Below are 11,797 nucleotides of genomic sequence, written 5' to 3'. Positions count from 1 at the left end.
TCTAGAGAGTCCTGTACGCTCTCGCCTCGGGCATTGGCATTGCGCCAGACGGGGGACGGCATATTGTCGCTGACCAAATAGAACGGCTTCTGGCTTAAGCTAGGAGATTAATGATTCCCCTAGTATTCACCCTCGCAGCGATCCTCATCATCGCCGCAGTCGCGCTGTTCGTTGTCGACCGCCGCCGTCGCAGCACAAGTGAGACTGCTGTGGCGTCTCCTTCGTCGCCATCGCTTTACGACGAGCCCTCGGACTCCACCGGCGAAGTAACCGGTGTGGCGGCAGAAGATGTTGTGCCTGAACAGCCGGATTCTTCAGAGCAGGGCAGCTCTGAGACAGCTTCTGTGGTGAGACCGAATGTCGCAGCTGGCGCTGACTCTGAGGTTGTCGCTGAGACTGATGGTGCCGCTGAAGTTGACCCTGAAACTGAGTTTTCGACGACAGAACTGGGTACTTCAGCTGGGCAAATGATGCCGGCGGAGCCTGAATCTGTCGCGGGAATCGAACCGGCGGCCCCTGCTGAAATGTCCGAAGCAACAGAAAACACGGGAGCTTCCGAAACATCGGGACCAGCAGCTGACCTGAATGCGGGAACGGACGGGACTCTCCGAAGTAACGCGGAGTCCGGCGCGGAGTTTGGCACAGGGGCTGGCGCGGAGCCAGCCGGGTCAGTGACTGCTGAAGATACTGATACCGTGGATGAGCCCGAGACAGGTTTAGTGGGCGACACCAGTGCCACAGAGGCCAACAGCGCCACCGCCGCTGACGCTCGCACTGGAACTGTTGACGGTACAGAATTCCAGGCTGCGTCGGTCGAAAATACCGAGACCGGCGAAGTGCCGCAATCATCCGATTTTGCGGCGCACGCCCAGGCCACTCAGGTCACCCAACCCGCCCAGCCCGCGCAACCGCAGCGCGCCCAGCAGAAGTCAGTGGCTCCTGTCCGTCGACGTATCAGCGGTCGCCGGGTGCGTCACTTGCGGAAGGCCTGGGCGCAGGAACGTAATTCTGTCTACAACCGTGTGGACCATGAGCTGCCGTCGTACTGGCAGCGCACGCCGGACGGCGATGCCAAGGCCGTGGTCTCCGGTTTCGCCTTTGGCCGGGAAATGCACCTCGCCGATGTCGGTGGCATCACCACCATCGCTATCCGCCGCTCTGTATCCAGCTATGAGGTTTTCGAGCTGCGCCGCAGCGGCGGCACGACGCTGCCTCACGTAGCCACCGAAGCCGGCCTGGTAGTCGCAGCTACCGACCCAGAGCTCATTCATCGCATCTTCGACGACCGTGCAACTCGCATGCTTGCCGACGTGCACCCGGCCATTACCCGCATGTGGTCCGAAAACTCCTGGTCCTTGGCTCAGCTGATTGATAATTCAGTGCCAGAGGACTGGGACGGTGCACTGGCATCGCTGTCGGACTTCTCCGACATTGCGCGCAGGTTGCCACCGGCGGAAGGCGAAACCGTCGCTCCGGACACAAATCAGTGGGATCCCACTCGTTTGCAGCTCACCGAGCAGTCCGTTGACTCTGGATTCTTGATTTCGGATGGAACTGGGCGTGGGCACTTGCACGCGGTACCAGACCAGCGTCGCAACGGTTCTGCTAACCATGAATCGCAGGATCACAGCTCACAGAACGGGCATGCCCAGAGTCACAGCGCGCAGAATAGCAAGGGCGAAGAGCCGCTGGACGTTGAGGAAATTGTTTACGCAGATTCTCCTTCGTCCTCGTCCGCTGCCACCGTGGATGCAACCACGGATGATTCGCAGTGGTCGTCGCAAAGCAATGCACAACCCACGGTGGTGCAGGCGATTGACGGCTCGTCGTGGCGCCCTACGCGGGATATACCGCTTGATCCGACGGCGCTGCCTTCGCGGTCAACGGCACGAAAGATGGGTGCAAACGTTGGTGAGTCGGAGGACATTGGGGATTCTGGCCAGCAGATTCCTGCGCTTGGCGAGGATCCCGAACATAGCCGGATGCGCTCGAGCCGGGGACGTGTAGTGCGATCAAATGTGAAGCCCGCCAGTATTTTTACCGACGCCGCCCCAGACCTCGACAGCAGCGACGACCCCACCGAATCTGTATCCGAGGACAAAGGCGCAACCCCTGATTCCGCGGACGAGTAGAACCAGACATATCCTTGAGCACACAGTCGTTTATTTAGGAGACAACCTCAGATGAGCACCCACACGAGCAATGTCAATCAGGAGAAGCTGCAGCGTTTGGCCGAGCTGGTCAAGGAGCTGGCGGTTGTCCATGGCAAGGTCACGCTGTCGTCTGGACGTGAGGCTGACTACTACGTTGACCTGCGCCGCGCCACCCTACATCATGAGGCCTCGCGCCTGATTGGTTCCCTGCTACGAGAGCTCACTGCCGACTGGGACTACGCGCACGTCGGTGGTCTGACGCTTGGCGCGGACCCGGTGGCCACCTCTGTCATGCACGCCGAAGGACGTCCGATTGATGCCTTCGTAGTACGCAAGGAAGCCAAGAAGCACGGCATGCAGCGCCGCATTGAAGGGCCGGACATTGTGGGCAAGAAGGTCCTGGTTGTTGAGGACACCACCACGACGGGCAACTCACCGCTGACCGCCGTAGCTGCCCTACGCGAGGCCGGTGCCGAGGTTGTCGGTGTAGCCACTGTGGTTGACCGCGCGACGGGCGCCGACGAGGTCATCAAGGGTGAAGGCCTGGAGTACCGTTACCTGCTCGGTTTGGATGACTTGGGCCTGGCCTAAGAATCTGAGCGCTAGAGCTTTTACCGAGCCTCACTCAACTCACTGAGCCTCGCCGAGCCTCACCCAGCTCACCCGCCCCCCAACGCAGTCCCACGAAAGAGGAACATCCCCATGACTACCAAGCGTGCAGGACTCTTGTCCAAGCTCACTACGACCAAACTTCCCGGCACCAAGGAAACCGTCGCTGACATGTTTGTGCGTCGCACGGGCGAGGGCCTCGGCGCACTCGTCGGTATCGCCAGCGCGAGCTCCGACACCCGCCGTGCCCCGGAACGCGCCGGCTACATTGCCGCCAGTGCGGTCAACGTTGTCTCCAGCGCCTTCGGCTGGGAGACTCCACGTCGAGTTTCCAAGACTGTCCTCATGCCACTGTTGGCGGCCAATGTTTGGCGCCGTCGCCACGAGACGTCTCGCTTTACGACGACCACCCTGCTCATCGGCCTCGCCGGCGGTTGGTTGGGCGACTTGATTCTCATGCCGAACAAGCCGAACCTGAACCGCGGTTCTGTGCCGTTCGCAGTTAACCAGGTTGCCTACCACGTGCTGCTGTGGCGTGCCGGAGCTCGTATTAGCGCGCTGCGTGCTGCCATTCGCTTCCCACTGTGGGCTGGTTCGGTACCGCTGGTCGGTGCTGTAAAGCCAGAGGCGCTGCCCGCTGCAGTTGGCTACGGTCCGCTGCTGGCCGTGACTTCTGCACTGGCCGATGACCCGGTACTGCTGGAGGGGGCCGGTGCTGTCGGAACTGATGAGCAGACCGGCCTGCCGATTGCCGATGCCACCTACGGCCTCGGTCACGGTGGCAACCTGTTCCTCATCTCCGACACTCTACTGATGGCTCGAAAGATGTTTGCGGAGGAGGGCGTCGTCGGCAAGCTTCTGAATGCGGCAGTGATGGACACCTACACCGTGGCGCAGTTGTTCCTGGTCGAGGGGCTGTTGGCTCTTGACCGCGCCTGAGCCCGGGAAGGGGCCGACGGAGTGGTTTGAGGCTCGTGTCGGGGTGGGACCGTGGGATCAGGAGCACCCGAACGAACCTCGGCCGACCGGCCCAGAATACGATGAGCAGCTTTTGGATGAGGGCGACCGACGCAACGTCGTCGATGCTTACCGCTACTGGACGATGGAGGCTATCGTCGCGGAGCTGGATAAGCGTCGTCATCCGTTGCACATCGCCATCGAGAATTTTGAGAATGACTCCAACATCGGCACCGTGGTACGCACCGCAAATGCCTTCCTGGTAGAGGCCGTGCACATCGTGGGGCGCAAGCGTTGGAATCGTCGCGGCGCGATGGTGACTGACCGCTACCAGCACTTGCTGCACCATGAGACGGTGTCGGAGGTCATTAGCTGGGCGCGCGAGCATGACCTGGCTGTGGTGGCCGTGGACAACGTGCCGGGCTCCGTACCCATCGAAACCGTTGAGTTGCCCGAGCGTTGTCTTTTGCTCTTCGGCCAGGAGGGGCCGGGAGTGACTGAAGAGGCACAGCAGGCGGCGGATCTGACGGTGTCGATCGCCCAATTTGGATCGACGCGTTCGATAAATGCGGGGGTAGCGGCGGGTATTGCCATGCACTCTTGGATTCGTACTCATGCAGATATCACCGCGGCCTGGTAATTGTCTGCTTAGGTGTTTTATTTCGAAAGGCTGTTTTAGAGCTGTTTCACAGCCGTTTTAAGGAGAGCCAGTGGTTCTAAAAATGTCGCGTCCGGAGGCCGAAACGTGGGCCTATCGCGCGGACGTGGCTGAGCAGGCGATTCGCAACCGTCATGCGGCGAAGCTGTGGGGTCTTCCGGGCACGAATCTGGCAATGGCTTCCTGGCCCGCGCCGCTGCGACACAAGGTCTTCATCAACTGGCATTACTGGTGGCAGGCGCAGTATCTCGACTGTCTGGTAGACGCAGCCAAGCGCGTGCCCTCTAAGGAGAAGTACCGCGCTATCCGCCAGACCACTCGGGGTATCCGCATTCGCAACCTCACGCTGCTGACCAAGAACAAGTACTACGACGATCGCGCGTGGATGGCACTGGCGCTCGGGCGTGCCGACGCTGTCCTCGGCGCATCGGTGCCCAAGAAGACGACAGCGCGGCTGATTTCATGCTTGGGCGATGGTCGGCAGGAGTCCACGGGTGTGCTGCCGTGGCGTGAGCAGGACCTCTTTTTCAACGTCCCCTCGAACGGTCCTGCAGCCATCGCTCTGGCCCGGGCTGGTCGCATCAAGGAGGCAGAGGAACTTATCGACTGGGTTTACGCCAACCTTTTGGCGGACTCAGGTCTGCTCTACGACGGCATTCGCTTGTCCATGGCAGGTGCCGTGGTGCAGAAGGGCATGTTTACGTACAACCAGGGTGTCATGATTGGCGCTTGCCTCGAAGTGGGACTTGCGCTTCGGGCGCACGGCCAGCGGGAACAGGCGACGAAGTATTTCACGCGCGTGCAAAACCTCATCCACGCGGTGGCAAAGGATTTGGCGACCACCGACAATGTCATCGCCGGGGCCGGTGGCGGCGATGGTGGTCTGTTCAACGGCATCCTCGTGCGATACCTCGCCGATGCGGCGGTGCGTTTGCCTGGAGACAATCGCATGAATCGCGCGGCGGCCCGCATTGCTCGCCGATTGGTTCTGGCGTCGGGGGAGAAGTGCTGGTACCACCGCCTCGAGGTCGATGGCCTGCCGCTTTTCCCCGCAGATTGGAACGACAATGCTCAGTTCCCACAGGGCGGCTCGGTTGCGCAATCAGTCGGTGGCGCGGTTCGCGGTTCGGCGATTAAGGAGCGTGACCTCTCTGTCCAGCTGTCGGGTTGGATGCTGATGGAAGCGTGTGCCCGAGTGGCCGATTTTGTTGCGACCAAGCTGGAAAACGGTCAGTCGCTGGAATCGCCAAAGCCGAGCTGCCCTGAGTAGCCGCGAGACCGTAGTTGGTCGCCATCTGGTGCTTGCCGACGCCCGCGCCACCGAGCTGTGGCCAGTCTCGCCAACAGAGAGTCGCATGCCTCGACCCTGCCATCGGCACGTCATGCCTGGCACAATAGGACGCATGAAACTCAATGACATGATGGCTCCTGCTCCCGTGAAGCTCCCCGTTCTTGACGAGGCCGTTGCTGCCCGCAACGGTGGCGCAAGCCCGGAGGCCGTGGTTCGCGCATGCCCGCGCGATTCCCAGGCGTGGGCAGACTTGGCTGAAAGTGCCTTGTCCGAAGGTCAGGAGATTCAGGCCTATGCCTTCGCCCGCACTGGTTACCACCGTGGTCTGGACCTGCTGCGCGGAAACGGCTGGAAGGGGTTCGGAGCGATTCCATGGGAGCACGAGCCCAATCGTGGTGTGCTCCGCGCCTTCGCGGCGTTGGCTAAGGCTGCTAAGGCTATCGGCGAGGATGATGAATTCGGTCGCATGATGGCGTTGCTGCGTGACAGTGATGAATCCGCGCTGCCAGAGTTGGGTCTTTAATCGTGCACAGAGATTCAGCGAGCGCATAAAAGTGCACAACAGCACATCGGGTACATAAAAAGTGCACAGTTTTTCACATGAGGATGGTGACTTCGGCATGGCTGGCATCGCTGGTGGGGAGGATAAGGATGCCGCAGCTGCCAGGGATCTTGAGGACATTGCTCCCGCGCATGTCGGCGACCTCGTCGAAGCTAAGGAAACGCAATTCGTCGAGGATAATCCGCGCCCGGATTTCCAAGATTTTCGCAATACGTACCTACATCCGGCCTCCCGCGCAGCAAACAAGCTGCGTCAGAAAGTGAGGCCCCGCACGCGTTTCCTCCATGCGATTGACCGTGTGCGCTCCCGTTGGATGCTCATTGTCCAAGCCACGTTAGCCGCTGGGTTGGCCTACTGGTTCGCACTTGAGGTACTGGGGCACCCCAACCCGTTCTTCGCGCCGATGGCCGCTTTCATCAGCCTCAACGTGATGACCGCAGGTCCTCGCTTAAAGCACTCTGTGGAGTTGGTGCTCGGTGCCTCGTTGGGAGTCGGCATTGGTGATGTGATTATCTCCATCCTCGGCTCGGGTATCTGGCAGCTGACCGTCGGTGTGTTTGTCGCCATGGTCATCGGTGTGTTTGTCGGTCGAGGACCGCTTGTGGTGAACCAAGCGGCATCTTCAGCCGTGCTCATCGCCACCATTATTCCGCCGGGCACCGCTGGTTCTTATTACCGAATGATTGATGCTCTCGTCGGTGGTGTGGTGGGCATTATTGTGCTCATGATATTGCCGCGAAGCCCGCTGGCGGGTGCTCGCCGCAAGGTGGCCAAGGTCCTCGACATGGGTGCAGATGTACTTTATGACATCGGCATCGGCATGAAAGAGGGCGACACCGATCGCATCCGCACCGCACTGAGCGTGGTGCGCTCCATGCAGGCGCAAGTCTCGCTGATGGACCGCACTGTCGCCGACGCGGGCGAGCAGGTCCGTATCTCGCCGTTGCTCTGGCGCTCTCGGGATAGAATCCACTCGCTGTCGCGCATGGTACATCCCGTCGACAACGCCATGCGCAACATCCGTGTGCTCGCGCGTCGCGCTATCACCGCACGTGAGGATCACATCGACTTCTCGTCCGAACTGTGCGCACTTGTTCTAGGCGTGTCTGAAGGTACGCGCCTGGTCAGTCATGTGCTTGACGACGAAGCCGCCGTGCGCCGAATCCCAGAGTGGGGCGAGTTGCCTTTCGAATCCGGCGACATCGCTATCGCCCAGCTTTCCGAGGGATCCGGAGAGGTCAAGCTTGAAGACGTGGTTCGGTACTTGCGTCGTCTAGCAGCGAAAATGCACCCGCGCGTCATCGAGGACGCAACGCTATCGGAGCAGGTCGTGTTTGCGCAGTCCCGCTCATTGGTGGTGGACCTGTTGCAGGTGTGTGGCCTGTCCAGACGTTCAGCTGTGGCAACGCTGCCGCCGACGACGCCGTTCCCAGCAATGCCGCCGGAGGTATGGGACGAGTAGCCGGTGAGGAGTGGGCGAGTAGCGGCTCGCTAGGCGTCAGTCGGTTACTGCGGTACGCTCTACTGCCCCGTGCTACTGCAACCTGCTCTACTGCGGTACGCGCTTGACCTCGACGCCGCCGAAAGCGACAAAGCCGCGCACAATAATCTTCGGAGCCTGTCCGGCGCCAGGAGCGGGTAGGTTGCGTCCCGGTTTTCCAGTAACATCCGTGCCACCAAAGATGGGGAGCACGTCGACATCAACCTGGTAGTGGTCGGGGACGATGACGTCGACTCCACCGAAGGCGCAGCCAATGTTGACGACAGTGGTTTCCGCGGTCAGGATGGCCTCGCGGAAATCCAAGCCAGTCCCGCCGAAGGCCGCCACCGTGGTGTGCGTGGGAGCGCACGTCCACGGGCCTCTCTTGTCGGTGCCGCCGAAGATGCCGATGGAGAGCTTCGAACCAGTTGCCGCGGCGGAGCTATCAATCCGAGCTGGTTGATGATTGTTGGCTGCATTCGGTGCCACCGAATGGTGCTCGTCCGGGACGCTGTGTAGGTTCGGGCGCAGGTTAGGGTTTGGGTGCGCATGTGGAGTCGGCTCGGCCAGGTTCGCGGGCAGCGACAAGTCCTGTGTCAATGCGGGCAACTCATCGATGTACGTCGCCTTTTGGGCTTTCTCGGTGCGCTCCTGCAATTCCGCAAAGTCAATCTGGCCATCGCGGAATGCCCATTCCAAGCGTTCCAGCGCAGTGTGGCGGGCTTGGTCGCCAGCGCGTAGCCGTGGGGTGTTGTCAGTCATGATGCTGTCCTATCGAGGCAGTGGCGGGCAGTGGCTTTAACACCCAAATGTTATCTGTACTCGAACTTTCGCGCAGGTCACTTTCATGCACGCCACTTTCGCACAGGCAGACCGTGGCTATTGCCCGCCGCAGTTAGTGCACAATCTGCAAGTCGCGAAGGTGTCGGTACAGAGTTGTCTTCTCTCTCGGCTTTCGTGACTCCACGCCATCGCGCACATATCGGAAGCCCAGGCCACCAACTTGAACTGCCCGACCCGTCATCGGACGGTGTAGCTCGCGGGCCGGGGCTTCTTTCGCTTTACGACGGCCACCGCGCCCCAATCCGAGTCGGCTCAGCAGGCCTTTGCCGCTCTCACCCTCGTTACCGTTTTCCGCATCCGGCGCCGGAACTTCGGCCGCAACGATGCCCGGGGCATCGGGGGTAGGGCGAATCTGCAGGCCGGTGGATGTGCCGGAGAACATCTGATGCTCGTCGACATAGACCTCGCCAGTAAACCCGTTTGCCGAGGACACTCCGGTAATTCCCGGCTCTGTCAGTAGGGCGTAACCAACAATTGCGTGGCCGGTGTCGTCGCGAATCAGCGGCACTGGCGTCGTCGGGCGTGTGAGCGCGGCCGCCGCATCGAGCCCTTCTCCTCCTTCGATGCCCCAGTTTTTGGCCGCGGTCGAGGGCGCGGTGGGGACATGTGCCACTTCAATCCACAGGAGGTTCTTGCGCATCAGGTAGGTTGCCACGGTAGCCAGTGCCGCGTCGGTGCCAACGACCACAATTCGTAACGGCTCGCTCGGCTTTTGCGGAGCGGGTTGCGGAGCGCCTAAGTGGTCGACTTTCTTCTGCTTGGAGATTTCCTCCGGCGTCGGAGCTGTATCGACAGGCAGTACGTCCTTGGCCAGGTCGTCGATGAAAGCCAGCTCCTTGCGGGTGGGGATCATCGCGACGTCGTGAAGCGCATAGGCGGGTGGTGCCGGAGTAGCTGGTGCTGATGGTGTGGACGGTGCTGATGTAGACCATGATTGGCGGAGCAATTGGGAAAACGCGGGTACATCGGGGCCACACTGCAGCACAACAATACGCATAGGACTACACTCTAATGCGTCGTCTGCAATCCCAGGAGTTGAAGTAGGACTATGGCCGCAATCATTATCGTCGGTGCCCAGTGGGGCGACGAGGGCAAGGGCAAAGCAACCGATATTCTCGGTGGCCGCGTCGACTACGTCGTCAAGCCCAACGGTGGCAATAACGCCGGCCACACCGTTGTCGTTGGCGGTGAGAAGTACGAGCTGAAGCTGCTTCCGGCGGGTGTACTGTCGGAAAACGCTGTGCCGATTATCGGTAACGGCTGTGTGGTCAACCTCGAGGCGCTTTTCGACGAGATTGATGGCCTCGAAGCTCGCGGTGCAAAGGCCTCCCGCCTGCGCGTTTCCGGCAATGCCCACATGGTTGCTCCGTACCACCAGACGCTGGACCGCGTGACCGAGCGCTTCCTGGGTAAGCGCGCTATCGGCACCACTGGCCGCGGTATCGGCCCGACGTATGCCGACAAGGTCGGCCGTACGGGCTTGCGTGTCCAGGACATTCTGGATGAGTCGATTCTGCGCCAGAAGATTGAGTCTTCGCTGGCTCAGAAGAACCAGATTCTGGTCAAGCTGTACAACCGCCGCGCCATCGACCCGGATGAGGTCTTCGATTACTTCATGGGCTTCGCCGATCGTCTGCGTCCGATGATTATCGACTCGGAGTTTGAGCTCAATCGGGCTTTGGATGCCGGCAAGCACGTCCTCATGGAGGGCGGCCAGGCCACTATGCTGGATGTCGACCACGGCACCTACCCGTTCGTGACTTCCTCGAACCCAACCGCTGGTGGTGCCTGCGTGGGTACCGGTATCGGCCCGACGAAGATCACTTCGGTGCTGGGCATCATGAAGGCCTACACCACCCGCGTCGGTGCTGGCCCGTTCCCGACGGAGCTGTTCGACAAGTGGGGCGAGTACCTCCAGACCACCGGCGGTGAGGTCGGAGTCAACACCGGCCGTAAGCGCCGCTGTGGTTGGTACGATTCGGTGCTGGCTCGCTACGCCGCGCGCGTCAACGGTTTCACGGATTTGTTCATCACCAAGCTGGACGTCCTGACCGGTATCGGCGAGATTCCGATTTGTGTCGCTTACGACGTTGATGGCGTGCGTCACGACGAAATGCCACTCACCCAGTCGGAGTTCCACCACGCTGTCCCGATTTACGAGACCATGCCTGCGTGGGACGAAGACATCACTGGCTGCCGCGCCTTCGATGAGCTGCCGGACAAGGCCAAGGATTACCTGAACCGACTGGAGGAGCTCTCCGGCGCTCGCATTTCTTACATCGGTGTTGGTCCGGGTCGTGACCAGACCATCGTTGTTCACGACGTGCTGGATAACTAGCGCTGGACACTTAACCTGGAGGCAGTGGCGAACTAACCGGAAAACAGTCCGGCTTTCGACCCGGCTTTATCGAACTGTTAGATAAAAAATCTTCGGTGCCGAAACTGCTGGCTGCTGCAAAAAAGAACATTTGCTAACCACGCGAAGGCTCTGGGAATTGTCAGTTGCCCCTGGCATCCCAGAGTCATTTTTGTATCGTAGGCCTCACCGCGTAGTCCAACGACAGAAGTCCAAACGACAGAAGGCGTGTGGTTTTCATGCAAAACACAGGACACCGAGTACAACGACTGGCAAGTTCCGCCGTGCTTTCCGGCGCGATGGTTTTCTCCGCAGTAGGTGGAGCAATTGCAGCTCCTGCGGCTCCGGCACCAGCACCGGCTCCAGCTCCGGCGCAGGCGGATAGCTGTACCCCGAACCCGGCTGCACCTGAAATCCAGGCGGCCCTGGATAAGGTCAACAGGGAGCGTCCGAACAACCATGATGGGTGGAAGTACACTGGCACCTCCAACTTCAGCCCGTGTAGCGATTTGAGCTTTGCTCTCGCAGATCAGGCCAAGCAGGGCAACGCTCAGTCCTCCACTGTGTTGTTGATGTTCCACAAGGGTGAGTTCATTGGTACGGACTCTGACCGGCCTCAGCACATCAACAAGGTGACGCCGACCCCTGATGGTAAGAACATTTCGGTTATCTACCACGACTGGGAGGCCCAGGAGGCCGCAGGTGCGCCGAACGCTGATGCAGCCAAGTTCACCTCTAATGTTCACTTCTTCTGGAACGGCGATCACGTCGTTCACGAGGGGAAGATTCCCGGCGGCGCGAAGCCCGCTTCCTAACGGCTCCCGAGAACTCTCGAGAGCTTTCGAGAATTCTTGGGCACTCGCGGGGACTCTTGATTTTTTCCAAGTA

The 11,797-nt window shown here is 60.5% G+C and carries 11 protein-coding genes; 9 read left to right on the top strand and 2 right to left on the bottom strand.

Features of this window, described 5'->3' with window-relative positions; genetic code table 11:
• Positions 1–110 precede the first annotated feature (110 nt).
• From HMPREF2847_RS02535 to HMPREF2847_RS02505, 7 genes are all read left to right on the top strand, one after another.
• On the top strand, positions 111–2,132 hold the full coding sequence (locus tag HMPREF2847_RS02535) for a hypothetical protein (protein ID WP_070851417.1): 2,022 nt from the start codon (positions 111–113) through the stop codon (positions 2,130–2,132).
• Positions 2,133–2,183: 51 nt separating this feature from the next.
• Positions 2,184–2,744: an orotate phosphoribosyltransferase gene (gene pyrE / locus HMPREF2847_RS02530; protein ID WP_038626769.1), complete on the top strand. Its 561-nt coding sequence runs from the start codon at positions 2,184–2,186 to the stop codon at positions 2,742–2,744.
• A gap of 111 nt (positions 2,745–2,855) precedes the next feature.
• The gene (locus tag HMPREF2847_RS02525) at positions 2,856–3,701 is read left to right on the top strand and encodes a lysoplasmalogenase family protein (RefSeq protein ID WP_070628460.1); all 846 of its coding nucleotides are present in this window, start codon (positions 2,856–2,858) and stop codon (positions 3,699–3,701) included.
• Positions 3,688–4,359, top strand: coding sequence for a TrmH family RNA methyltransferase (locus tag HMPREF2847_RS02520; RefSeq protein WP_070851416.1), 672 nt, complete (start codon positions 3,688–3,690; stop codon positions 4,357–4,359). Before HMPREF2847_RS02525 ends, HMPREF2847_RS02520 begins: the two co-directional genes overlap by 14 nt.
• A gap of 70 nt (positions 4,360–4,429) precedes the next feature.
• Positions 4,430–5,647 (top strand): glycoside hydrolase family 76 protein, encoded by a 1,218-nt coding sequence (locus HMPREF2847_RS02515; RefSeq protein ID WP_070851415.1) that lies wholly within the window; start codon positions 4,430–4,432, stop codon positions 5,645–5,647.
• Positions 5,648–5,780: 133 nt separating this feature from the next.
• On the top strand, positions 5,781–6,191 hold the full coding sequence (locus tag HMPREF2847_RS02510) for a DUF3151 domain-containing protein (protein WP_038626757.1): 411 nt from the start codon (positions 5,781–5,783) through the stop codon (positions 6,189–6,191).
• A gap of 97 nt (positions 6,192–6,288) precedes the next feature.
• The gene (locus HMPREF2847_RS02505) at positions 6,289–7,692 is read left to right on the top strand and encodes an FUSC family protein (RefSeq protein ID WP_070851414.1); all 1,404 of its coding nucleotides are present in this window, start codon (positions 6,289–6,291) and stop codon (positions 7,690–7,692) included.
• Positions 7,693–7,779: 87 nt separating this feature from the next.
• Here the strand turns inward: HMPREF2847_RS02505 and HMPREF2847_RS02500 are convergent, their stop codons facing one another.
• Together HMPREF2847_RS02500 and HMPREF2847_RS02495 are read right to left on the bottom strand one after the other, a co-directional pair.
• Positions 7,780–8,472, bottom strand: coding sequence for a DUF1707 SHOCT-like domain-containing protein (locus HMPREF2847_RS02500; RefSeq protein WP_070851413.1), 693 nt, complete (start codon positions 8,470–8,472; stop codon positions 7,780–7,782).
• 133 nt (positions 8,473–8,605) lie between these two features.
• Complete coding sequence (locus HMPREF2847_RS02495) at positions 8,606–9,550, bottom strand: hypothetical protein (protein WP_224433541.1); 945 nt, start codon at positions 9,548–9,550, stop codon at positions 8,606–8,608.
• Between the two features lie 51 nt (positions 9,551–9,601).
• On the opposite strand from HMPREF2847_RS02495, the gene HMPREF2847_RS02490 reads away from it, so the two are divergent.
• Both HMPREF2847_RS02490 and HMPREF2847_RS02485 read left to right on the top strand, forming a co-directional pair.
• Positions 9,602–10,891, top strand: a complete 1,290-nt coding sequence (locus tag HMPREF2847_RS02490) for an adenylosuccinate synthase (RefSeq protein ID WP_070851412.1) — start codon at positions 9,602–9,604, stop codon at positions 10,889–10,891.
• Between the two features lie 257 nt (positions 10,892–11,148).
• Positions 11,149–11,724 (top strand): LppP/LprE family lipoprotein, encoded by a 576-nt coding sequence (locus tag HMPREF2847_RS02485; protein ID WP_070851470.1) that lies wholly within the window; start codon positions 11,149–11,151, stop codon positions 11,722–11,724.
• Positions 11,725–11,797: the final 73 nt, after the last annotated feature.

The organism is Corynebacterium sp. HMSC074C03 (assembly GCF_001838285.1).
Classification (GTDB): Bacteria; Actinomycetota; Actinomycetes; order Mycobacteriales; family Mycobacteriaceae; genus Corynebacterium; species Corynebacterium amycolatum.
Note: the sequence above shows the minus strand (reverse complement) of the source record. Positions and strands in the feature narration are given on the sequence as shown.

Excerpts from the sequence above, each read along its gene's own strand:
- HMPREF2847_RS02535 (WP_070851417.1), top strand. The coding sequence starts at position 111 with ATGATTCCCCTAGTATTCACCCTCGCAGCGATCCTCATCATCGCCGCA.
- pyrE (WP_038626769.1), top strand. The coding sequence starts at position 2,184 with ATGAGCACCCACACGAGCAATGTCAATCAGGAGAAGCTGCAGCGTTTG.
- HMPREF2847_RS02525 (WP_070628460.1), top strand. The coding sequence starts at position 2,856 with ATGACTACCAAGCGTGCAGGACTCTTGTCCAAGCTCACTACGACCAAA.
- HMPREF2847_RS02510 (WP_038626757.1), top strand. The coding sequence starts at position 5,781 with ATGAAACTCAATGACATGATGGCTCCTGCTCCCGTGAAGCTCCCCGTT.
- HMPREF2847_RS02505 (WP_070851414.1), top strand. The coding sequence starts at position 6,289 with ATGGCTGGCATCGCTGGTGGGGAGGATAAGGATGCCGCAGCTGCCAGG.
- HMPREF2847_RS02500 (WP_070851413.1), bottom strand. The coding sequence starts at position 8,472 with ATGACTGACAACACCCCACGGCTACGCGCTGGCGACCAAGCCCGCCAC.
- HMPREF2847_RS02495 (WP_224433541.1), bottom strand. The coding sequence starts at position 9,550 with ATGCGTATTGTTGTGCTGCAGTGTGGCCCCGATGTACCCGCGTTTTCC.
- HMPREF2847_RS02490 (WP_070851412.1), top strand. The coding sequence starts at position 9,602 with ATGGCCGCAATCATTATCGTCGGTGCCCAGTGGGGCGACGAGGGCAAG.
- HMPREF2847_RS02485 (WP_070851470.1), top strand. The coding sequence starts at position 11,149 with ATGCAAAACACAGGACACCGAGTACAACGACTGGCAAGTTCCGCCGTG.